The organism is Macrococcus equipercicus, from assembly GCF_004359525.2.
Classification (GTDB): domain Bacteria; phylum Bacillota; class Bacilli; order Staphylococcales; family Staphylococcaceae; genus Macrococcus; species Macrococcus equipercicus.
On sequence record NZ_SCWC02000010.1, the window covers coordinates 43,974 to 65,860 of the forward strand.

Sequence of the window (21,887 nt, forward strand, 5' to 3'; positions counted from 1 at the left end):
CAACATCTTCCTAGTATGCAACCAGACTCATGCCGCAGAACCTATTTTCAATGTCATCACAAGAATTTAATATCTGTCATCAACCTTTATGAATAAATATATGAGTTTCTGACGATGGTATGCTTTTAATAACGATTGACAGAGAAAAAGTTTAATAATAAAATCATAAACAAGATATGATGTTTAATTATATGTTGTTTAAAGAGACTAATTCAATTAAAAAGGAGACTGAGCATGATTGCTCAGTCTCCTTTTTTGTCTCTAAGTCAGCCAGTCCTGTCACTCTTTTGTTATGTGTCTTAACTATACAGTTATTACTATCACCTCTGAAAACATTAATTAGATGCTAAAACTTATTTCTATGTTCTATTTTTGATGAATTCTTCTTTTTTTGTTCTAAGTAGATAGTAGTCCATATTAAAATAAAGCCAATCCCTGCAATCATTAATATAAAACCGTGATCCTTTACAAATGTTAATATGAAGAATGTCAGCATGCTAATAAATATAATATTTGGTAATAATTTATTTTCCACTTGTAAAACCTCCTTTATATGATATATTGATATTGTAACATGTTTCCATTTTATTTTAAATAAATCTATTAGAGGAATAAAATGTCAAAGAAGTTATTTATGCTATTTACTTTGTTTGTATTTCTGATCAGTTTTACTTTTTCAGATGCTGCACAAGCTAGTACCCCGTCAAAAAATCCTACATCAAATCAATTAGTCGTTGACGAATTAGGTTATTCAGAAGCAGAACTTGAGAAAATATTTAAGGCTGTAGAAGATATTCCTATGTCAGTTGCAAGACAAGGTGAACAAGCTACGACTAAATGGTTAGAAAATTATCTTGGTGAAAAAGTTACCTTAGTTTCTTCTTCAATTTTTAATTATTTCTTCTTCACTTGTCTTTACATCTGTTATCTGAGTAATAGGTAGAAAGCCATCCATAACAGAAAAAAGCCCGGAGATTTCCGGACTTTTTCGACTTATTATTGACTCAGTCACAAAAATCATCTGTCATGTGTAGCCGCTGCAGCGCTTCTTCGACACCATAACTGATACCTTCTTTGGCAAAATCACGTTCATATTTCGTGATTTCGCGCGCTGCGAACAAGAAGGTATAGAAGCGTCTAAGCGATGTGCCGAACTGTCTGACTTCCTTACTTCCTACCCATAGCGCTTTCCGAACGAGGAAGTCATCCAGAAAATCATAAGGGTCACGCATATCTGTCACGGGCGTTCTGATGCCATAATTCAGCAAATAGACATCGACGAAAAAGGCGATATTTTCCACGTGTTCTGATGCTGTCTGCTCTGCCATTTTATCGTGATTGATCAAATAATGGCGGAATGACTCGAGCAGCTTCTGATTATTAGCTTGAACCTGTTCAACAATTGCCTCATAGCCCTCAAACCAACCTCCGTTTGCTGTATAGTCATCCCAGTGAGAGAACGGCTGCCACGTGCGCACCACTTTGTATCGTGTCATCTTCTGCTGTTCGAGCGGCACGACAGGTTTCAACTCAATATGCGCTTTGAACGCTTGCTGCAGTGCTGACTTACCCGTACGATATTCCGGCTTCAGAAACGGATAGTCGCTGAGCTTGTCCATCAATGACTGAGGGAATCGTTCCGTTAAATCAATATGCTGGTAGGACAGCAGCTTGACATACTGATTAACCGCACTGATGACCGCACGATTATGCGCTGTATTCACTTCTATCGTTCCCGCATTGGTTAAATACTGTTCAATCTTTTCAGGGTCATGCAGCACGGCATTGAACTGCTGCCTAATCCCCTGTTCAATGAGCACATCCAGTTGTTTTCTATCCTGCGCCTTAACGTCCGTAATAATCACCGGGGTATACGTCAGGTCATTGACGAGAACAAGCACTTTCTTACGGTTGACGTTGATATAAGTCGCATGCCATGAATACAGCGGATTAGCAGCCGCTGCACTTTCCGCTGTTAGCCTACTCGTGCTCGGCGTTAACTGACTGAATAGCGGCAAGGTCTTCTTAGTAGGATTGATAATCATGGAATTCCTCGTTTCTAGCGTGAATTTACAGGGGTAAGTTATACAATCAAGTTAGCCATTTAAGATGGAAGATACATTATTTATAAAAAAATACGCCATACTGATAAAAAAACTTACACTGTGAAAGTGCAAGCTTTTAATTCCCTATAGCGTCCATGGCATAGGATTTTTATTACGATTGAGTTGTTTTACATTACTCTTTGGCAGGTTTTCGCGTTTAACCAATTTCGGTGTCATGCCTGAATTGATTCTATTGTATAACTTTGAATCCATTTGATTCGTTCTAAAGCTTTTATAGATTCGATTTGTCACTTCACCACATTCAGGGCAGGCGTCTTCTTGCAAGTTACTGTTCATTGATTTCCATGTGTCATACTCTCCGCAACGTTGGCAAACAAATGTATATTTAGGCATTATTCATCAAGTTTCGGAATAATGTTATTTAAGAAGATTTCTTTCGGTAAAGAGACGGTACAACATGCATTTGGAACATCAACAATGCCCGCAACGTTACCTTGAACGGGTGCTGATCCGAGTAACATATAAGCCTGCTCACCTGTGTAACCGCATGATTTCAAGAATTCAATCGCATTGAGACATGCATTTCTGTACGCCGTATTGGCATCTAAATACGTTTGGTCACCAGAGAATTCATTGACTGAAATCCCTTCAAATACTAAGTACTCATTATAATGCGGCATCACTGGCCCTGGTTGGAAGGCCGGATTTCTCTTAATCTTGTACTTGTCCATGCCACCTTTAATGACATTCACTTTAAGCTCAATCCAGCCGGGCATTTCAATACCACCACAGAACGTAATCTCACCGTCACCTTGAGAGAAATGTAAATCCCCAACAGATAGCTTAGCACCATCAACAAATACAGGGAAGTAAATTCTGGAACCTTTCGATAAGTTCTTAATATCACAGTTACCACCGTTCTCACGTGGTGGTACAGTACGTGCACCTTCTTTAGCCACACGATCAAAATCTGCGCCTTTCAACGTACCCAGTACACAAGAATCAGGGTCTGGTAAATTCGCTAATGCCGGGACTCGATTCGGATTCGTATCAACTAATGCCTTCTCACGTCTATTCCACTCATCCAGCATTTCCTGACTCGGTGCAACACCAATTAAGCCAGGGTGAATAATACCTGCAAATTTAACATTCGGGACATGACGACTCGTCGCATAAATACCTTCAAAATCCCAAATTGACTTCGCTGCATTTGGATAATGATCCACTAAGAAACTACCGCCATTTTCCTTAGCAAAAATACCATTAAACCCCCACTCATGCGCACTGAAAGTACCAATATCTAAAATATCAACCACTAACAAATCACCAGGTTCAACACCATTAACATGAACCGGACCACTCAGAACATGAACACGATTTAAATTAACGTTCTTAATATCTGTTGGATCATCATTATTGCTGATCTGACCATCCGTCCAGTCTAAACATTCCATTTTGAAACTTTCCCCAGGTTCAACAGAAAAAGCAGCCGGAATATCAGGATGCCATCTATTATGTCCTGGATATTTCTGTTCGTGCATCTTTTTAGTTAAATCGATTTCGAAGATTTTTTTCGCCATTTGAGTCCCTCCTATTAAACTAATATTACACTTTTAGTATAGTAATATTTTCTGAAAATTACAATTTTTATGGAGTTAAAAAATAAAAAAAGACAAGAAATTAATCTTGTCTCAAAGTCTCCGATAATCTATTTTCACTTTGACATGCCACTATAACTGACAAAGACGCATAATATCAATCTTCTGGTGAAACTGATGCTGAAGACTAAGAAATCGTCATAATTAATTCACAACAGCTTAGCAATAATCATCTTTATTATTGACTATTATTTTATCGACCTAACTTTAAACTTCAATCTATTATAATCATATTCATTTTCAGTTACAGCATACAATATTCTATATATTGCATCCAATCCCGCTTCAGCATTATAGTGATAACCGAGTTTCAGTTTCTTATTTTTTTCAGGTATATATATTGTTGCACACTTAGGATATTTAGTATCATCCTTTTCTATTATCTCCGCTTCTTTAGCAACGCTTTCCGGCACGTTATTCTCTATTAAAAATTGAGGATTTGATAAACGTTCTAAATAGATTTCTTGATTGTTTATATCTCTTAATAAATCATTTATTACTACGCTGAAAGCATACTTCGGTTCCATATTTTCCTTAAGACTTCCATCAATCTGTTTTAAAGAAATCGATTTTCTCTGAATCTTATATTTATATCTCTCTTTATAGAAATCTTGAAGACTAATTTCTTCTTCATCACCAAACGTTCTTACATTCTCTATTGTATCAGTCTTCTCTCCAGAACTTGTCGTTTCACTATAGCCAAGAATATTAATGAAATCAGTCAAATGATCAGTAGACAGTTCCTCATTTTCACTTATTCCTAACTTCCCTGACTCGTCATTAAAATAGAGTGAATTAAGAAGGTCGTGTGTTAGCTGTAAAAACCTTTCGTATTTTTTAAGATTATACTCAATCTCTTCATCATATACAGTACCGTAATTAAAATGTTCTAATTCTTCATGTAACTGATTATCGAAAGATATATCTTCTTCCGTTGTCTGAGTTATGAGTTCTAATATTTTCTCTTCATCGTGTTTATACTTAATAAGTAAAATATATAGAGGCTGACTAGATAATTGCATACAAATAACAGAAAGCATTAGAGCTTGATATTTTTTATCGTTCATTAACGTTTGATCTAATGCCATCACTCGCATATTTAATGAGTAATAATTTATAAGTCTTTTAATCGCTCTAGGATTGCTACCAACTGAAAACTTAATTATTTCTAACAAAGGTTTGATATAGTTATCCGTATTATCTTTAAATAAATCTATTTTTTCTTTAAGCAATGATTCATATTTATAAACTTCAACTGGAATTTTAAAAGGTACTTGAATCATTTTTTCCATAAAACTTTTAGTTTTCTCATTCGAAGTATTTTTTATATGTTTAACACCTTGTTCTATCACTTTGTTATCAACCGCTAAAACAAATACGCAACCTTCTACATCAACAAATAGTTTAATCACTTCTAATAATTTAACTGCAATTTCTGGTGATAAACGATCTAAGTCATCGATAAAGATGACTATTCTCCCGTCTTTACCTAATCTAGAAAGTCTATTATTAACAACTTCTTGCATAGTTTTCCTCAACACACTTATCATTTGTGCAATGTCTAAAGTTGTTAACTCATTTCCATCTTCTTGAGTTTCTGCATCTTTACCTATTGGAAATGTATATCCTAGTGGACCTAAAGTGATAGTTCCACCACTCACTGCTTTCGATAGTCCATTTAAAATTTTATTAATTCTTCCTCTTTCTTTTTCATTTTCTTGTACTCCAATTTCATTTATAAGATACTTCAGAAAGGAAATGCCTATATGATGCTCTAAATTAAATTGTGAATATTGCCACGTATTAAATTTAAATGTAATTATCTTATCTCGGTTGTTTTCTCTAAGATAATTATCTATAAAGTTTATAAATGATGTCTTCCCTGTTCCCCAACCACCTTGTAATGCGATAGTGATAGGTGTCTCACAATACTCAATAAATTCGCCCAATGCTTCAACATATGGTATGATTTCAAATTTATCATGCTTACTTTCACTTATTGGAGTATCATTTGTTCCCAAACCATATTCTCTTCTTGTTTTCATCAAACTCTCCCCTTTTTACAAACTTAATTCACAGTATTTCTCTTTTAAGTCTTACAAATAAATTTAGAATAAATTTTGCTTTCACACCACTTTGACCTTTTAAATTTGCTTTTCTCTTCTTATCACACTTAATCTCCTAATAAGTAAAATTGTCAATATAATTTATTGTTTACATAAAGATTATACTTCTAAGTTATTAAAATAGTATAATTACTTTGTAAATATTTTATTATGAGGGTTTATATGGAAAAAATGAGAAGAAGATAATACGAATTATTAACTCCATTAACCACAATAAAGATTTCTAATATCTTTTCCATCAAACAATTGTGACCCATAATTTCACAAATGTGCAGGATGATCTTGCTCATCATCTGAAAGTCCATATTCTGTTAAGTCATATTGAAAGTAATTTGTCTAAAGCCAAGCTGATAGAAAAAAATTATACGGTATCTCTGCAAATAGATGTGTCACACCACTCATATTTAGAGATACAATAAACTCATCACAGAAAGGTGGGCGTGTCATGGATATTCAAGAGCGTGCAGTTCAGATTTTAAAAGAGACTTATGGTGAGTCGAGTGAATTCCGTGAGGGTCAGCTTGAGGCGATTACGGCGGTTGTGAATAAGAAGAAGTCGCTCGTCATTCAGAAGACGGGCTGGGGTAAGTCGATTGTGTATTTTATTGCGACGAAGATTCTGCGCGAGCGTGGTGCCGGGCCGACGATTATTATCAGCCCGCTTCTCGCTCTGATGCATAATCAGATTGAGGCTGCATCTAAACTCGGGCTTGATGTTGTGACCATCAACAGTCAGAATCGTGAGGACTGGGATGCGATTTATGAGCGGCTCAATGATGTTGATGCAATCATTGTCTCGCCTGAGAAGTTATCGAGTCCGGACTTTATCGAGCGGCTGTCTGCTGTGTCTGATATTCAGATGGTTGTGGTGGATGAGGCACATTCCATTTCTGACTGGGGTCATGACTTCCGTCCGGACTATCAGCGCATCGTCTATCTGCTGCAGTCGTTTCCAGACCACATCGCCATCCTTGGTACAACCGCGACGGCCAATGACCGAGTGATTCAGGATATCAAGGAACAGTTGGGCGACTTAAATGTTTTCCGCGGTGATTTGATTCGTGACAATATTTCTATTCAGGTCAATCCGTCACAGAGCAAGGTTGAGCGGCTGGCGTTTATCACTGATGCTCTGACACGTCATCCCTTTTTAAGTCAGCAGCAGGGGATCATCTACTGTCTGACGAAGAAGGAATGTGAGTCTGTCGCTGAGTTTCTAGTTCAGCACGGTATTTCTGCAGCGGCCTATTATTCAGGTGTACAAGGAGAGTCTGGCGAAGATATTTCCGAGGAAATTCTAAGTGCTTTTCATAGCGGTGAGACACGTGTGATTGTCTCCACTGTAAAGCTCGGTATGGGTTATGACAAATCGGATATCGGTTTCGTCATTCATTTCCAGCTGCCGCAGAACCTGATTGCCTACTATCAGCAGATTGGACGTGCCGGGCGCGATGGTTCTCCTAGTCTCGCATTGCTCCTGCATGGTGATGAAGACGAGGAAATCATCAAGTCATTTATTGAAGGTGCAAATAAGGATCCGGAGCTGTTGTCACAGATTCTGAACCTTCTGCATGACAATGACAAAGGAATGAAACGTAATGAGATTCTGCAGCACTTCAATCTGAATGTTACGAAGCTGTCGTCTGTCTTAAAATACCTCTATGTCCATAACTATATCTATATGGATAAGACTACTTATCACCTGAATCGCAACCAGCACTTCGATGCTGTGCGAAATGCCGAGGTCCAGCAGCAGCTCAATGAGACACGACTTGCTGAGCTCGCAAGATTAAAGGACTTCATTGAATACGACGGCTGCTATATGAAGTTTATTGCAGACGAGCTGGACGCACCTGATGCTAAGGAGACGTGCGGTATATGCGTCCATTGCCGGGGTCGCCAGTTCATCGTAATGGCAGATGATAATCCGTATCTCGTAGCGGCACGCGACTACAAGAACCAGCTGCACGGTGTCATCAAGCCGCGAAAAAGATGGTCGAATAATAAGAAGATTGACCATCCATATGAAGAAGGCTGGTCGTATACAGTCGATGCCTATTCACCAATCGGCAGACGCCTCATGCTGGAACGGGATAACGGCCAGTTCTCTGACAAGACAATGATCACTATCAGCCAGTTTTTAAGTGAGCATATTGCTGAGCATGGTATTGATGCGATCGCGGCGGTGCCAAGTCACAGAAAGCCGCACCTCGTCTCAGAACTCGCCCAGTTTATTGCGAACGAGTATCATATCGCCTATATCGAAGCACTGCAAGCTGCACTCGGCAGTCCGCAGCGTGAGATGCACAATGCTATGATGCAGGAACAAAACGCAAGAGAGAAAGTGAAAACAGCTGATATAGCAGCGGTTAGTGGCAAGAACGTCCTCTTAATTGATGATTTTATCGACTCACGTTGGACGATGACCGTCGCAGCAAGTTTGCTTCTTGAAAACGGCGCGAATGAAATCTATCCATTTGCACTTCTTAATATCGGCAACGACTAAAACCAGGAGACTGTTATCACAGCCTCCTGGTTTTCCCTTTATATGGATGTTATACTGATTGACGAAAGGACTGATGCTCTTGAATCATGTTTCACCTTATGCGCCACTTTTTATGGCTTATTGGATGGTTTTATTCAGCTACTATTCTTATTCGAATATCGTCTTCACCCACCCAGATACATGGCGAATCTGGGTATCCGGTATATCCTTCAGCCTATTTTTTCTTATGACGATGTGGGCAATATTCGCTATTGAAAAGCGGCAATCAGCCAGTAAATAAATGTTTTCTGATGTATATCATAGCCGGTTAAAGGATATTTAGGATAGATGCTCTGCTCCAGATATTCTGCCCAGCATCTATCTCTTATTCTAGCATCCGGCATGCCAGCGATTCTTTAGATAAGACACTTTTGCTTCATTATAGCCTCTCACCTTAAAACTCTCTGAAATGTACCGCTTTTCACTAGTGTTACATAAATAATAATTTTCTGAACTTATATTTTCATATAAACCATGATTTATTATATTTTCCTACCGCTTCACTAATCCCCACTCCACTTTTTCATCAGCTTTTTATCATAATACGACATCGCAAACAATTTCTTATCTTTATTGAAGTACATATATGTATAGCCATAGCGGTATCGATATGTCTTAAACTCTCCTTCATCATCCCAGTCGGGTTGATCTTTCCATGTCTTCTCAAGCTTGCCCACAATTTCTTCTCGTCATACTGGCTCTGCTGATCTTTACTCATCGTATTGTAGCCGGCGATCAGCATCGCACCTTTCTCCATTGAAAACATAACAGCAAGCGGTATAAGAAAGAGTAATATGATGATTATTAATATAAGCGGCATGTAGTTCCCTCCGTTCTTTAGACTATCCTCTTTAATTTTATCTTATTTTCCATATTTGTGTATTTATTTTCTATCAGACGATTTACAAAGTTTACCTAGCAATTACGAGTTCCGGCAGTATCATGCAGCAACTTGTCATCAATGTACGTGACAAAGTTAAGTTTAGTATGTGTTGTGTAAGAGTCAATGTGGGATTAACATGAAGATAGCATAAAAATATAATTTCAAAGGAGAGAAACATATGGCAGAACAGAAAAGTGGCCTTCAACGCAAAGTTCAGGCTTTCGGTTCTTTTTTAAGCAGTATGGTTATGCCGAACATTGCAGTATTCATTGCATGGGGATTCCTCACTGCTCTATTTATTCCAGATGGCTGGTGGCCGAATAAAGATTTAGCTAAAATCGTCGACCCAACTATTCACTATCTTATTCCAATCTTAATCGCATTCATGGGTGGTAAACTCATTCATGATGTCCGCGGTGGTGTTGTCGGTGCAGCAGCAACAATGGGTATTATCGCTGCTTTTGACCAGCATATGTTACTAGGTGCAATGATTATCGGACCATTAACAGCATGGTTAATGAAACAGTTCGATAAAGTTGTCCAACCAAGAATTCGTACTGGTTTTGAGATGTTAATCAATAACTTCTCAGCTGGATTTTTAGCATTAGGTATGATGATTGTTTCATATTATCTATTAGCTCCAATTGTCGGCTGGATTATGTGGGCACTTGGTAAAGGCGTAAAATTCCTTGTTGCCCTTCATATCCTTCCTTTAACTTCAATTCTGATTGAACCAGCAAAAGTATTATTCTTAAATAACGCAATTAACCACGGTGTGTTAACGCCGCTTGCGACTGACCAGGCTGCTGAAGTTGGAAAATCTATTCTTTATACATTAGAATCTAACCCGGGACCAGGTCTTGGTATTTTACTCGCTTACATGATTTTCGGTAGAGGGTCTGCACGTGCGACTGCACCAGGTGCGGCATTGATCCACTTTATCGGTGGTATTCACGAAATCTACTTCCCTTATGTACTGATGAAACCTGCGATGATTATCGCAGCGATCGCAGGTGGTATGACTGGTGTTGCCATTTTCTCTGCAACAGATTTCGGTTTGAAATCACCTGCTGCTCCAGGTTCAATACTTGCGTATATGGCAGTAACGCCTAAAGGTGATTTATTAACAATGTTTGCTGGTGTCCTCGGCGCAGCGCTTGTATCATTCATCGTCGGTTCATTAATTCTTAAATTCTCTAAAGATAAAGGCGAAGAAGATTTAGCAGCAGCGACAGCAAAAATGGAAGCAACGAAAGGTAAAAAATCTTCAGTAGCAGGCGCATTGACTGGTGCTGCAACTTCTGACCGCGTGAAAGTGGTCGAAGTCGATAAAGACGAAACAACTGAGCCGAATTTATTGAATCAATATGATACAGAGAACGTAGGTGCGCACGATTACTCAAACGTCAGCAAAGTCATCTTCGCTTGTGATGCAGGGATGGGTTCAAGCGCGATGGGTGCGGGTATGCTGCGCAATAAATTCAAGAAAGCAGGCATTAATGCTGAAGTCACGAATTCAGCGATCAATCAGTTACCTAAAGATGCTCAGCTTGTCATCACACAGAAAGTTCTGACTGACCGCGCGATTAAGCAGGTTCCGGATGCAATCCATATTTCAGTGGATAACTTCTTAAATTCACCGCGTTATGATGAACTGATTGCTAACTTAAAGAAAGACCAATAATTAGACAATTAGCGATACAAGTAATACACTTTAACTGAATAATTTTTGAAAGGAGTGGGGGTATGCAGATCAGTAATCGCGAGAAGAGAATCATCGAATCGTTGCTGAAGAACCCCCGCTCCTTTTTGACGATTCGGCAGATTGCCCAGGACCTCGGTGTCTCAAGCCGGACGATTCACCGGGAGCTTAAATTTGTCGAGCGTTCACTTGACCGCTTCGGGCTTGAACTGCTCCGCCTTCCTAACAAAGGGCTGCGGATCGAGGGGGACAGCGATCATTTCAATCAGCTGACCGACCAGCTCGATGCGATGGATGTCCTTGACTTGTCGATGGATGAACGAAAAGTCATTATTTTGTACACCTTGATTAAATCAAAGGACCCCGTCAAGCTCTACAGTCTGGCAAGCGAAATCGGCATTTCCATCAATAAGCTGAATAAGGAGCTCTCAGCGCTTGAAGCAGATCTCACCCACTATCACCTCGTGCTCCATAAAAAGCGCGGTGAAGGGCTCGTGCTGTCCGGCGGTGAAGTCAATAAGCGTCAGCTGCTCGCAGATCTCATGCTCGAGAGATTGAATTCAACAAGCGTCTACTCGGTTATCGAAGACCACTTCGTCTATCAGACATTAAATGATGAGAAGCTGCTTGATATTGTGGACATGAATCAGATCTTCAATGTCGAGCGGCTGCTGATGGACGAGCTGTCTGAACTTCCTTACGTACTAATGGAAACGTCGTATTTGACGCTGACGATTCATATCGTCCTGGCGATTGAACGCATCCGTAACGGCGAGCAGGTGACGATTAACGAAGAGCTCATTCAGGCGCTGCGAGTGACTCCTGAATTCAAGGTCGCAGAAAATTTAGCTGAATCATTATCTCATGTCTACAACGTAGACTTTGACCTTGAAGAAGTCGTCTTCATCACGATGCATCTGCGCGGGGCGAAACGCCGCGCGGATGAAAGTGAGACAGCGATTGATATTACGACGGAAGCCGAACAGCTGATCGCTCATGTTGAACGGCTGACCGGCAATGACTTTGAAGGCAACACGGTGCTCCGGGAAGGCATTCTTCTTCACCTTGTACCTGCTTTGAATCGTCTGTCCGGTGGTATAGAAACGTATAACCCGCTGACAGCTATGATCAAGGCGGACTATCCGGTGTTGTTTGAAGCAGTGAGCAGCGCTCTCGCCCGGATATTCCCTGACCATTCGTTTCCGGACGGGGAAGTCGCCTTCATAGTGCTGCATTTCGGCGGTGCTATGAAAGCAGCTGAAGAAGAGCAGGTGCTCGTCGTCTGTACGAGCGGGATTGGCACAAGCAGAATACTGTCCAATCAGATCGAGCAGAACTTCCCGAATGTCACTGTCGCCCGTCAGGCTTCGGTCAGTGAACTGAAGTCGATTGCGCTGGACCAGTTTGACCATATTATTTCGACGGTCGGTCTAGATATCAAGCAGCCTTATACAGTGGTCAATCCACTGCTCCCTGCATCCGACAAGCAGATTCTGGCGCAGATTTTCACATCTGCTACAGTGAGGCGGCAGAAAGAGACGCATGTTGTCAATCTCGACATTTATGACGCGGTCGTCCCGTTCGTCGTCGAAGGTCATGCACTGATTGATGCGCTTTACTTCCACGAGGCAGATGTCCTGACGCTGGAAGATGCAATCGCGGATTATGTGGCAGCACAGCATATTACAAGCGCCAGCGAGGAACTGCTGGCTGTCACCAGCAAACGAGAAGACGCGCAGGGGTTTGCGATCACCGGTTCAGAGATTGCGCTCCCTCACCTCGTCCATCCATTGATTGAGCGCCCGGGCATTGCGTTAATCACCTTGACTAAGCCCGTTACCGCTAAAAACATGGATGACGACATGCAGCCTGTCCGGTATCTCGCGATTATGCTGCTGCCGGAAGACACGCGGTTACGGCCGCTTGTCAGCGAATTCAGTGTACTATTGATGAACCATCTGGAGTCACCAGACAAATTATTTGGCAGCAGATCATTTGTCGTTAATCATATGAAACAAGCTTTAATGCAGCAAGTCACACAACTAATCTACTAAATGGAGTGAAGAAAACATGTCAAATTTAATCCCAACAGAAAATATTTTAATGAACCAGCAGCTCGCAACGAAAGAAGAAGCCATCGAAGCAGCAGGCCGTCAATTAGTTGAAGTCGGTGCAGTAGGCGAAGGTTACATCGAGGCGATGAAAGACCGTGAAGCTATCGTGTCAACTTATATGGGTAACTTCCTGGCGATTCCTCATGGTACTGACGAAGCAAAAACTGAAGTGATTAAAACAGGCATTACGTTACTGCACGCACCTGACGGCATCGACTGGGACGGCAACATAGTTAAAGTCGTAGTCGGTATCGCTGGTAAAGACGGCGACCACTTAGATTTATTATCACAGATCGCTATCGTCTTCTCAGATGAAGAGAACGTTGACCGTGTCATTCAGGCTCAATCAGCTGACGAAATCAACGCAATCTTCGGGGAGGTCGAACTGTAATGAAAGCAGTCCATTTCGGTGCCGGCAATATCGGCCGTGGCTTTATCGGTAAAGTATTATATGACAACGGCTATGACATTACGTTTGTCGATGTCAACGCTGAGATGATTGATCTGATCAACAAAGAACAGGAATATGATGTCATCATCGCTGAAGAAGCGAAGTCCCGTCAGCACGTCTCAGGCGTCAAAGGTATCAACAGCATGACAGATACAGACAAGCTGCAAGCTGCTATTAAAGACGCAGACTTAATTACGACAGCAGTCGGTGTCAACATCCTGCCGATCATCGCTAAAAGCATCGCTGGTCCATTGACAGAGCGGACAGCTGACAAGCCGCTGAACATTGTTGCGTGTGAGAATGCGATTATGGCGACAGACCAGCTGAAAAAAGCAGTCACTGCAATCACGGGCGAACTTGGTGCGCATATTCACTTCCCGAATTCAGCAGTAGACCGTATTGTACCGATTCAGAAGCAGGACAATCCACTGGACGTTATGGTTGAGCCGTTCTTTGAATGGGTTATCGAAGAAGATATCTGGGCAGGCGACAAGCTTGACGGCGTGAAATATGTCTCAGATTTACATCCATACATTGAGCGTAAACTATTGACTGTCAATACTGGACACGCGTTCATCGCTTACTTCGGCACTTATAAAGGTTATACAACAGTAGATGAAGCAATGAAAGATGCAGAGCTTGTCGAGCAGTTGAAAGCAGTGCTTGCTGAAACAAGTGACTACTTAACGACTGTCTATGACTTCACTGCTGCAGAACAGGCCGCTTACGTCGAGAAGATCATCGGCCGCTTCAAGAATCCATACTTATCAGACGCGTTAAACCGTGTCGGCCGTTCACCGCTGCGTAAAATCAGCCCGGAAGACCGTGTAGTGAAGCCACTCGCTTATCTTGCAGAAGAAGGCAGAAAACACGACGCATTGGTCGATATGGCAGCATACTTACTGCGCTATTCTGATGACCAGGATCCAGAAGCAGTAGAGAAGAATAACTTTATCCAGGAAAAAGGCATCACTGAATTCCTGCAGCATTATGCTAAAGTTGAAGGTGCACTTGCAAAAGAAATAGAAGAACGATATAACACCCTATTGTTTGATAAAGAGAATAACTAGTTTTGTTGAGACCGTATCGTGTTGATACGGTCTTTTCGTTATGGATGGATTTCTCAGGGATTTTGGCCTTCAGGAGTCATTTAAAGGCCACTTCTCGCCAGTTTTCGATGATTTCTCAGGGATTTTGGCCTTCAGGAGCCGTTTGAAGGCCACTTCTCGCCAGTTTTCGATGATTTCTCAGGGATTTTGGCCTTCAGGAGTCATTTGAAGGCCACTTCTCGTCAGTTTTCGATGATTTCTCAGGAATTTTGGCCTTCAGGAGTCATTTGAAGGCCACTTCTCGTCAGTTTTCGATGATTTCTCAGGGATTTTGGCCTTCAAGCCACAAAAAAACGACCCGCAGCTTCTGCGGGTCGTCAGTTATTATAATCCCATTTTCTCTCTTACAACGTCAGAGATACTGTTGACGAAACGCTCTGCATCTTCGTCTGTTTTTGCTTCGACCATGACGCGGACTAACGGTTCTGTTCCCGATGGTCTGACCAACACGCGGCCTTCGCCGTTCATCTCTGCTTCTACTGCCTGGATAGCTGCTGCAACATCTACATTATCAGTCACTGCATGTTTGTCAGTCACTCGAATGTTCACGAGACGCTGCGGATATTTTGTCATCTGGCCAGCAAGCTCACTTAACGTTCGGCCGGACTGCTTCACGATAGCGGCTAAATGAATACCTGTCAGCAGGCCGTCTCCTGTTGTGTTATGATCCATCATCACGATATGGCCGGACTGCTCACCGCCCAGGTTATACTGACCACGGCGCATTTCTTCTACAACATAGCGGTCGCCGACTTTCGTCTTGTCGCTTTTAATGCCGTGCTCTTCCAGTGCTTTATAGAACCCGAGATTACTCATGACTGTTGAAACAACCATATCATCTTTCAGTACACCACGCTCTTTCATCGCCTGTGCCAGAATAAACATAATCTGGTCGCCATCGACAATCTGCCCTTTCTCATCAACGGCAATAATGCGGTCGCCATCACCATCAAACGCAAGACCGAAGTCGCTTTCTGAATCCAGTACGAGTTCCGCGAGTGCTTCCGGATGAGTAGAACCTACTTTATCGTTGATGTTATTGCCGTCCGGGTTACAGCCGATTGTCACTGTGTCCGCCTCTAAGTCACCGAATAAATACGGTGCTAAAGAATACGTCGAACCATGCGCACCGTCCAGTGCAATTTTCAGCCCTTCCAGATCGCCGTCAATCGTTGATTTCAGGAAGCTTAAGTAGCGGTTGCCGCCTTCAAAGAAATCAGATGTGTGGCCAAGGTCTGCACCGATTGGTCTTGGCAGTGTATCTTCAGCATCCAGTAACTTTTCAATCTCTGCTTCCTGGTCATCACTCAGCTTGAAACCATCCGCACCGAAAAACTTGATGCCGTTATCCTGCACTGGATTATGGCTCGCAGAAATCATGACGCCTGCCTGAGCTTCTAATTCTCTCGTCAAATAGGACACGCCCGGCGTTGAAATGACACCGAGTCGCATCACTTCTGCGCCGGTTGATAATAGTCCAGCTACTAGTGCTGATTCAAGCATGATTCCAGAGACCCGTGTGTCACGTCCTACGAGGACAGTCGGCTTGTCCTGACCATTATGCGCAAGCACATAACCGCCAAAACGTCCTAGCTTGAATGCAAATTCAGGTGTTAATTCACTATTTGCCACACCTCTGACACCGTCTGTTCCAAAATATTTACCCATGATTGTAAACTCCTTTAATTTCCAATTATTTTTTATCGACGTCAATCGTCACTGTTACTTCATCCGGTGCTGCTTTTGTCACATCTTTCGGCAGCGGAATCTTTTGCTTCAACACCGTATCTTTTGTGATTTTGTCCAGGTTGACTTCTACTTGCATATTGCCGATACCATCAAGTACTGAGCGTTTACCGAACAATTCTACCTGATCATCGGACAATGAGATCTTATTGACTTTAAGTTCCGCCGGCAGCTGTCCGGTCGTCTTCGGCATAATAGACACCAGTTTAGAGGACGGAGCCACTTTAATGTTAATCTTAACTTTAGCCGGCTTAACCGTGACGTCCAGCTTATTCAGCTGGGCATCAAAGACACCGACTTCTGCTTCTTCTGTCGTAGACTCAGACAGCTTTGTTTTATTATCAAGCGTCGCTTTGACATAAGCGATTTTGTTTATTTCGTCTTCACCGCCTGTAATTGTTACCTGCGACGGATCGACTTCCTGCCCGATCAGTTCGTAGCCCGTTGCAATACGGCTGTCACTGATTTCCGCTTCCACTTGATTAGTCACACTTGTCTTTTCTGACAGCGTCACGTTCGTAGTCTTCGGCATCAGTACATAGGACAGCTTGTCAGACAGGCCTTCAACGATGAACTTCTTCTTATGATCACCGACTGTATCATGACTTAAGTCCAGTTTCACTTTGAAGTCCCTCATGCTCTCTGTCTTCTTGATAATCGCAGTCGGACCTGCAAGCCTGATGTTCACTGTTTTCGGCGCGCCGGCCAGATAGAGGTTATCCTGGTCGTACACGGTCTCGACTGGAACGTCCTGGATGACCGTCTCTTCCGATTCGTTGAACTGCTCCTGCGTAAAAAAGGTGCCGAACACGTCATTGACAGAGAGAAATAAGAATAAGGCAAGTACTAATGATATAAGACGTAATCCCCATTTAGTTTCCAGCATTGTCCGTCACACCTTTCTTGTCAAGATGTGCACTGAACCAGTGTTCGGTCAGAAGTGCTTCAAAAACTTCCAGTGACACATCTTTACGCAGCCGGCCGTTATAAGTGACCGAAATAGCACCGGTCTCCTCTGACACGACGACTGTAAATGCATCTGACACTTCTGACAGACCGATAGCAGCTCTGTGCCGTGTGCCGAGACTCTTTTGAATCTTACTGGAATCAGAGAGCGGAAGATAACTCGCAGCCGTAGCAATCTTATCGCCTTGAATAATCATGGCGCCGTCATGCAGCGGTGTATTCGGAATAAAAATATTGATTAGCAGTTCCGATGAAATGCTGGCATAAATCGGTATCCCTGTTTCGATATAATCCTGAAGTCCCGTCTCTTTTTCTATTACAATCAATGCGCCGATCCGACGCTTCGCCATATATTGAACTGCTTTAACCATGTCGCCGGTCAATTTCTTTTTATCCACTTTTAAGTGCGAAGTATTTCTCTTGAACAAACTACCTCGCCCCAGCTGTTCCAATGCTCTTCTTAATTCTGGCTGAAAAATTACAATGACAGCTAAAAAACCCCATTCCAATACAAAATCAAATAATCTCGTAGTTGTGGTTAAATCGAGTAGGTCACTGACACTTCTACCAATCAGAATAAAGAAGATCCCTTTAAGTAACTGTATCGCTTTTGTGCCTTTAATGGCATTGATGACCAAGTAAAGTACATACCACACAATCAGCAGGTCCAGAATGCCGGTGATAACTTTAAGTGTATTCAAGTTATCAAAGAACTGCATTGCATCTCCTCCATACTTCAGCTTTCTCTATTATAACATGTCATTGACAAGACTCTTGTATTCCGTAATGCTTTTTTCATAATGTTCCATAGCTTTATCAGTCTGACCAAGCTGCTTATAAATATCCGCTACTTTCGGGCGTAACTGGACCATGTAGATCGGTAGATCATCGCCTTTCAAAGCTTCCAGATAATATGTCAGCGCACCTTGCAGATTGCCTTCTTTCACAGAAATATCACCCATAATTTCATTGGCGAACCCTGCCTCATCTTTATCGGTCTGTTCCTTGACGAGTGCTTTCGCTTCGTCAATACGGCCGAGCTTGCTCAATATCTGACCGTAGCGCAGACGGACGTTCATCACAAATGGAACATCATAGCCATTTTCCTCTATCATCTCAAAAGCAATCTTAATATTGTCATAGGCTTCATCCAGACGGCCGACTTCCATCAGCAGAATGGCCAGGTTGGTTCTCGCGCCGACAAGTTCAAGGCTCGGTCCTTTAAGCTCTGCATAAGCAATCGCACGACGCACGTGAACTTCTGCCTTATCGTAATTCTTCAGCACATGATACGCTTTCCCCATTGTATTCTCAATTTCAAAACCGAAGTGATATGTATTTAACCGGCTGCTGAGTGACAGCGCATCTTCACATAAGTTCAGTGCCACATAATTCTCACCGATCAGTCTGTAATATTCGCCTAGACTGCCAAGAATCGTCACGCGAGACGTGTTCGTGATATTTTCAAAAATAGTGATATTATTGGCGATGGTCAGCTGACGAATAGCTTCCATTATATTGTCAGTCCGCTGTTCAACACGGCCGAGAAGGACAAGCGCACGTAAATAAATCGTTACGTCTTTCAGCTTTTTAACGATACTAATCGCAGCATCCAGTTCTTCCCGCGTCTTGGCGTAATTCTTCTGATGAAAATAATAGCTTGCCTTAATCCAGTGGACAGCTCCGCGTTCATATTCTGTAATACTCTCCAGCGTTTCATAGTTCTTCGCCAAAAAGTCTTCCAGCTTATTAAATTCATGCAGCATCACATGATTCTCTGCCCACTTAATATCCTTCTTAATATCCAGCAGACTCAGATTCTTATCTGCCGACGTTGCCGTGAAGTCGTCAAGCGTACAGTTCAGGCGTACACTCAGTTTCTTCAGCACGTTTGTGGAGGGATGCACGGAGTTCTTTTCAATCAGACTTAAATAAGTTCTCGATATGATACCTTCTGCTAATTGCTGCTGTGTTAAGTTGGCCGCATTCCTCAATTCTTTTACACGTTGTCCAAGCATACCAAGACCTCCATTTGATTTAACTATATTATACTGTGTTAAACATAAAATGTAACGCTCACTTAATTTAAATTAATGTTAAATCTTGATTAAGTTGTTCTTTCTCAGAAAAACTTTTTATTCTGTCAATATCGCTTCAAATGATAAAATAATTCTATTTGTGTAATACGTTGACACCGTAAGAATTAATAGTAATAATTAAGTTATCATTTATTTAAAGGAGACGCTCAATGTTAGATATCCTTGTCATCGATAATCTGGCCCAGCTAAAATGTGTCAGCGATCCATTTCGTATAAAGCTGCTTGAACTGCTCTCTGAAGGTGAGAAAACCGGTCAGCAGCTGGCAGATGAGCTGCATATACCGCGAGCTAAAATTCATTACCATTTAAGAGAGCTGGAGAAATACCGTATTATCGAGATGGTCAAGACAGAACAAAAGCACAGCATCATCCAGAAATTCTATGCACCGACTGCGAAACAATTGCTGCCGAGTCCAGATCTTTTGAAGTTCGGAGCGGAAGAAACGAAGAAAGAACTCGCAACTTTTAAGCTGCAGCTGAATCAGGAAGACTTCAATGATTTTAAGAAGGATATGAAGAAGTTTGTAAAGAAATCCTCGAAAAAATCAGGATCCGCATCCTATGAAGTGACGATTCTCCCGAGTACAGAGCTATAAGCAGCGAATCATAAATGCTCATATACGATAAAAAAATCAGATGGCAGTTTCCTGTCCATCTGATTTTTATATCGCTGACTACAGCAATGTTTCCCCGAAAAATGAACCGAGCAGACCTACTGCCTGGTTTGCAGTTTGATTGTTCACATCAATCAACGGATTTACTTCAACAAGTTCCATAGATGTCACAATGCCTGAATCATGCAGCAGTTCCATTGCGAGATGACTCTCACGGTAAGTAATACCGCCCGGCACACAAGTTCCAGTTCCCGGGGTTTCTACTGGGTCAAGCGCATCCACATCAAGTGACAAATGCACACCGTCTTTATCTTTTAAGTAGTCAATCGTCTCTTCGATGACTGTCTTCATTCCAAGCTTATCAATTTCAGCCATTGTATATGTTTTAATGCCGACTTCTCTAATATATTTCTTTTCACCGTCATCAAGATCACGCATACCGATCAATACGATATTTTCTACTTTGACTTTATTTTTGTAGCCACCGATGTTGACTAAATCTTCATGGCCGTCCCCGATTAATGCACGTAACGGCATACCGTGAATATTACCTGATGGTGATGAATCAGCAACATTCAAATCACCATGGGCATCGTACCAGATGACTCCTAAATTATCATAGTGACGTTTAACGCCGGAAATTGTACCCATCGCAATAGAATGATCTCCGCCGATGACTAAAGGAAACTTACCTGCTTGAATCGTCTCATCTACTTCATTACAAAGTGTTTCACAGAATTCAGTAACTTCCTCTAGATTACGAAGACCCCCATCCTGTTCACTGCGGTATTTTTTCATATTAATAGCAGGACCTTTAATATCGCCCTTATCTTCTACTGTTACTCCGATAGCTTCAATACGTTCAACTAAACCCGCATAGCGCATCGCATCAGCACCCATGTTTACACCAAGCTTACGTTGTCCAAATGCACATGGTGCGCCGATAATTTCAACTGTTTTATTCATAACTTTTCCCCTCTGTGTTAAATATGATAAGAAAGCGCTAACATCTTTATTTTATAGGAGAATAAAAGAATATTCAATAAATTTATGCATGAATGAATAAAATGTATTTTTATGGAATATAGCGACTAAAAATTCGCTTTTCCTTATATCACTGCAACAAAAAACCCTTGTCCGAAGACAAGGGTTTCATTATGAGCCATAGAGGATTCGAACCTCTGACCCTTTGATTAAAAGTCAAATGCTCTACCAACTGAGCTAATGGCTCTAATGGCTGGGGTAGCTGGATTCGAACCAACGAGTGACGGAGTCAAAGTCCGTTGCCTTACCGCTTGGCTATACCCCAATAATGGTGGAGGGGGGCAGATTCGAACTGCCGAACCCGAAGGAGCGGATTTACAGTCCGCCGCGTTTAGCCACTTCGCTACCCCTCCAGCTTATTAGTATGTAAGTTTAATTAGAATGGTGGAGGATGACGGGATCGAACCGCCGACCCTCTGCTTGTAAGGCAGATGCTCTCCCAGCTGAGCTAATCCTCCATATGACCCCTACGGGATTCGAACCCGTGTTACCGCCGTGAAAGGGCGGTGTCTTAACCGCTTGACCAAGGGGCCAAAAAAAAATGGCTCCACAGGTAGGACTCGAACCTACGACCGATCGGTTAACAGCCGATAGCTCTACCACTGAGCTACTGTGGAATAATAATACTGCCCGGCAACGTCCTACTCTCGCGGGACGTCAGTCCAACTACCATCGGCGCTAGAGAGCTTAACTTCTGTGTTCGGTATGGGAACAGGTGTGACCTCTCTGCCATCGTCACCAGACAGATGGGGTGAATTATACCC

General features: G+C 42.0%; 18 protein-coding genes, 6 tRNA genes, 1 rRNA gene and 1 pseudogene. 7 read left to right on the forward strand and 19 right to left on the reverse strand.

Features of this window, described 5'->3' with window-relative positions; genetic code table 11:
* Positions 1 to 346 precede the first annotated feature (346 nt).
* The gene (locus ERX35_RS10305) at positions 347 to 535 is read right to left on the reverse strand and encodes a hypothetical protein (protein WP_149459819.1); all 189 of its coding nucleotides are present in this window, start codon (positions 533 to 535) and stop codon (positions 347 to 349) included.
* A gap of 81 nt (positions 536 to 616) precedes the next feature.
* Between ERX35_RS10305 and ERX35_RS10310 the strand changes: the two genes are divergently transcribed.
* Entirely contained in the window at positions 617 to 943 is a 327-nt protein-coding gene (locus tag ERX35_RS10310) for a hypothetical protein (RefSeq protein ID WP_149459820.1), read from the forward strand.
* A 61-nt stretch (positions 944 to 1,004) separates the two neighbouring features.
* On the opposite strand, the gene ERX35_RS10315 is transcribed toward ERX35_RS10310, so the two are convergent.
* The 4 genes from ERX35_RS10315 to ERX35_RS10330 form a co-directional block, all read right to left on the reverse strand.
* Positions 1,005 to 2,045, reverse strand: a complete 1,041-nt coding sequence (locus ERX35_RS10315; RefSeq protein ID WP_149459821.1) for a DUF6933 domain-containing protein — start codon at positions 2,043 to 2,045, stop codon at positions 1,005 to 1,007.
* A 144-nt stretch (positions 2,046 to 2,189) separates the two neighbouring features.
* Entirely contained in the window at positions 2,190 to 2,459 is a 270-nt protein-coding gene (locus ERX35_RS11710) for a zinc ribbon domain-containing protein (protein ID WP_149459822.1), read from the reverse strand.
* Positions 2,459 to 3,646 carry a formamidase gene (gene fmdA / locus ERX35_RS10325; protein ID WP_149459823.1) on the reverse strand — a complete coding sequence of 396 codons (1,188 nt, stop codon included), beginning with the start codon at positions 3,644 to 3,646 and terminating at the stop codon, positions 2,459 to 2,461. Before fmdA ends, ERX35_RS11710 begins: the two co-directional genes overlap by 1 nt.
* A 266-nt stretch (positions 3,647 to 3,912) precedes the next feature.
* A complete protein-coding gene (locus ERX35_RS10330) occupies positions 3,913 to 5,769 on the reverse strand; it encodes a KAP family P-loop NTPase fold protein (protein ID WP_149459824.1) in 1,857 nt (618 codons plus the stop codon).
* A gap of 526 nt (positions 5,770 to 6,295) precedes the next feature.
* Between ERX35_RS10330 and ERX35_RS10335 the strand changes: the two genes are divergently transcribed.
* On the forward strand, positions 6,296 to 8,356 hold the full coding sequence (locus ERX35_RS10335; protein ID WP_149459825.1) for a RecQ family ATP-dependent DNA helicase: 2,061 nt from the start codon (positions 6,296 to 6,298) through the stop codon (positions 8,354 to 8,356).
* Between the two features lie 542 nt (positions 8,357 to 8,898).
* Here the strand turns inward: ERX35_RS10335 and ERX35_RS11615 are convergent.
* Complete coding sequence (locus ERX35_RS11615; RefSeq protein WP_246143161.1) at positions 8,899 to 9,072, reverse strand: hypothetical protein; 174 nt, start codon at positions 9,070 to 9,072, stop codon at positions 8,899 to 8,901.
* 56 nt (positions 9,073 to 9,128) lie between these two features.
* Positions 9,129 to 9,215, reverse strand: a pseudogene (locus ERX35_RS11715) (hypothetical protein); the annotation flags it as partial.
* A 241-nt stretch (positions 9,216 to 9,456) separates the two neighbouring features.
* Here ERX35_RS11715 and ERX35_RS10345 point away from each other — a divergent pair.
* From ERX35_RS10345 to ERX35_RS10360, 4 genes are all read left to right on the forward strand, one after another.
* Positions 9,457 to 10,962, forward strand: coding sequence for a PTS mannitol transporter subunit IIBC (locus tag ERX35_RS10345; protein WP_149459827.1), 1,506 nt, complete (start codon positions 9,457 to 9,459; stop codon positions 10,960 to 10,962).
* 62 nt (positions 10,963 to 11,024) lie between these two features.
* On the forward strand, positions 11,025 to 13,034 hold the full coding sequence (locus tag ERX35_RS10350; protein WP_149459828.1) for a BglG family transcription antiterminator: 2,010 nt from the start codon (positions 11,025 to 11,027) through the stop codon (positions 13,032 to 13,034).
* A gap of 16 nt (positions 13,035 to 13,050) precedes the next feature.
* Complete coding sequence (locus ERX35_RS10355; RefSeq protein WP_133418327.1) at positions 13,051 to 13,485, forward strand: PTS mannitol transporter subunit IIA; 435 nt, start codon at positions 13,051 to 13,053, stop codon at positions 13,483 to 13,485.
* Positions 13,485 to 14,615, forward strand: coding sequence for a mannitol-1-phosphate 5-dehydrogenase (locus ERX35_RS10360; protein ID WP_149459829.1), 1,131 nt, complete (start codon positions 13,485 to 13,487; stop codon positions 14,613 to 14,615). The genes ERX35_RS10355 and ERX35_RS10360 overlap by 1 nt, the downstream gene beginning before the upstream one ends.
* Before the next feature lie 363 nt (positions 14,616 to 14,978).
* Here ERX35_RS10360 and glmM read toward each other — a convergent pair whose 3' ends face one another.
* The 4 genes from glmM to ERX35_RS10380 are packed head-to-tail and all read right to left on the reverse strand — an operon-like array spanning position 14,979 to position 19,384.
* Positions 14,979 to 16,322 carry a phosphoglucosamine mutase gene (gene glmM / locus ERX35_RS10365; RefSeq protein WP_149459830.1) on the reverse strand — a complete coding sequence of 448 codons (1,344 nt, stop codon included), beginning with the start codon at positions 16,320 to 16,322 and terminating at the stop codon, positions 14,979 to 14,981.
* 25 nt (positions 16,323 to 16,347) lie between these two features.
* Complete coding sequence (locus ERX35_RS10370; RefSeq protein WP_149459831.1) at positions 16,348 to 17,286, reverse strand: CdaR family protein; 939 nt, start codon at positions 17,284 to 17,286, stop codon at positions 16,348 to 16,350.
* Entirely contained in the window at positions 17,273 to 18,085 is an 813-nt protein-coding gene (gene cdaA / locus ERX35_RS10375; RefSeq protein WP_149459832.1) for a diadenylate cyclase CdaA, read from the reverse strand. The genes ERX35_RS10370 and cdaA overlap by 14 nt, the downstream gene beginning before the upstream one ends.
* A 30-nt stretch (positions 18,086 to 18,115) precedes the next feature.
* Positions 18,116 to 19,384, reverse strand: coding sequence for a helix-turn-helix domain-containing protein (locus tag ERX35_RS10380; RefSeq protein ID WP_149459833.1), 1,269 nt, complete (start codon positions 19,382 to 19,384; stop codon positions 18,116 to 18,118).
* Between the two features lie 230 nt (positions 19,385 to 19,614).
* On the opposite strand from ERX35_RS10380, the gene ERX35_RS10385 reads away from it, so the two are divergent.
* The gene (locus ERX35_RS10385) at positions 19,615 to 20,061 is read left to right on the forward strand and encodes an ArsR/SmtB family transcription factor (RefSeq protein ID WP_149459834.1); all 447 of its coding nucleotides are present in this window, start codon (positions 19,615 to 19,617) and stop codon (positions 20,059 to 20,061) included.
* 78 nt (positions 20,062 to 20,139) lie between these two features.
* On the opposite strand, the gene rocF is transcribed toward ERX35_RS10385, so the two are convergent.
* From rocF to rrf, 8 genes are all read right to left on the reverse strand, one after another.
* On the reverse strand, positions 20,140 to 21,045 hold the full coding sequence (gene rocF, locus ERX35_RS10390; protein ID WP_149459835.1) for an arginase: 906 nt from the start codon (positions 21,043 to 21,045) through the stop codon (positions 20,140 to 20,142).
* Between the two features lie 192 nt (positions 21,046 to 21,237).
* Positions 21,238 to 21,310 (reverse strand) — tRNA-Lys (locus tag ERX35_RS10395).
* Between the two features lie 3 nt (positions 21,311 to 21,313).
* Positions 21,314 to 21,388: transfer RNA gene (locus ERX35_RS10400), tRNA-Gln, on the reverse strand.
* 4 nt (positions 21,389 to 21,392) lie between these two features.
* Positions 21,393 to 21,476 (reverse strand) — tRNA-Tyr (locus ERX35_RS10405).
* A 29-nt stretch (positions 21,477 to 21,505) separates the two neighbouring features.
* Positions 21,506 to 21,581: transfer RNA gene (locus ERX35_RS10410), tRNA-Val, on the reverse strand.
* 3 nt (positions 21,582 to 21,584) lie between these two features.
* A tRNA-Glu gene (locus tag ERX35_RS10415) sits at positions 21,585 to 21,656 on the reverse strand.
* A gap of 9 nt (positions 21,657 to 21,665) precedes the next feature.
* A tRNA-Asn gene (locus ERX35_RS10420) sits at positions 21,666 to 21,740 on the reverse strand.
* An 11-nt stretch (positions 21,741 to 21,751) separates the two neighbouring features.
* A 5S ribosomal RNA gene (gene rrf / locus ERX35_RS10425) occupies positions 21,752 to 21,866 on the reverse strand.
* Positions 21,867 to 21,887: the final 21 nt, after the last annotated feature.

What these genes read in the sequence shown, in the direction of transcription:
- cdaA (WP_149459832.1), bottom strand. Translation starts at nt 18,085, where the DNA reads ATGCAGTTCTTTGATAACTTGAATACACTTAAAGTTATCACCGGCATT.
- ERX35_RS10350 (WP_149459828.1), top strand. Translation starts at nt 11,025, where the DNA reads ATGCAGATCAGTAATCGCGAGAAGAGAATCATCGAATCGTTGCTGAAG.
- ERX35_RS10355 (WP_133418327.1), top strand. Translation starts at nt 13,051, where the DNA reads ATGTCAAATTTAATCCCAACAGAAAATATTTTAATGAACCAGCAGCTC.
- ERX35_RS10310 (WP_149459820.1), top strand. Translation starts at nt 617, where the DNA reads ATGTCAAAGAAGTTATTTATGCTATTTACTTTGTTTGTATTTCTGATC.
- ERX35_RS10380 (WP_149459833.1), bottom strand. Translation starts at nt 19,384, where the DNA reads ATGCTTGGACAACGTGTAAAAGAATTGAGGAATGCGGCCAACTTAACA.
- ERX35_RS10360 (WP_149459829.1), top strand. Translation starts at nt 13,485, where the DNA reads ATGAAAGCAGTCCATTTCGGTGCCGGCAATATCGGCCGTGGCTTTATC.
- glmM (WP_149459830.1), bottom strand. Translation starts at nt 16,322, where the DNA reads ATGGGTAAATATTTTGGAACAGACGGTGTCAGAGGTGTGGCAAATAGT.
- ERX35_RS10330 (WP_149459824.1), bottom strand. Translation starts at nt 5,769, where the DNA reads ATGAAAACAAGAAGAGAATATGGTTTGGGAACAAATGATACTCCAATA.
- ERX35_RS11710 (WP_149459822.1), bottom strand. Translation starts at nt 2,459, where the DNA reads ATGCCTAAATATACATTTGTTTGCCAACGTTGCGGAGAGTATGACACA.
- fmdA (WP_149459823.1), bottom strand. Translation starts at nt 3,646, where the DNA reads ATGGCGAAAAAAATCTTCGAAATCGATTTAACTAAAAAGATGCACGAA.
- ERX35_RS10335 (WP_149459825.1), top strand. Translation starts at nt 6,296, where the DNA reads ATGGATATTCAAGAGCGTGCAGTTCAGATTTTAAAAGAGACTTATGGT.
- ERX35_RS10345 (WP_149459827.1), top strand. Translation starts at nt 9,457, where the DNA reads ATGGCAGAACAGAAAAGTGGCCTTCAACGCAAAGTTCAGGCTTTCGGT.
- rocF (WP_149459835.1), bottom strand. Translation starts at nt 21,045, where the DNA reads ATGAATAAAACAGTTGAAATTATCGGCGCACCATGTGCATTTGGACAA.
- ERX35_RS10385 (WP_149459834.1), top strand. Translation starts at nt 19,615, where the DNA reads ATGTTAGATATCCTTGTCATCGATAATCTGGCCCAGCTAAAATGTGTC.
- ERX35_RS10370 (WP_149459831.1), bottom strand. Translation starts at nt 17,286, where the DNA reads ATGCTGGAAACTAAATGGGGATTACGTCTTATATCATTAGTACTTGCC.
- ERX35_RS10315 (WP_149459821.1), bottom strand. Translation starts at nt 2,045, where the DNA reads ATGATTATCAATCCTACTAAGAAGACCTTGCCGCTATTCAGTCAGTTA.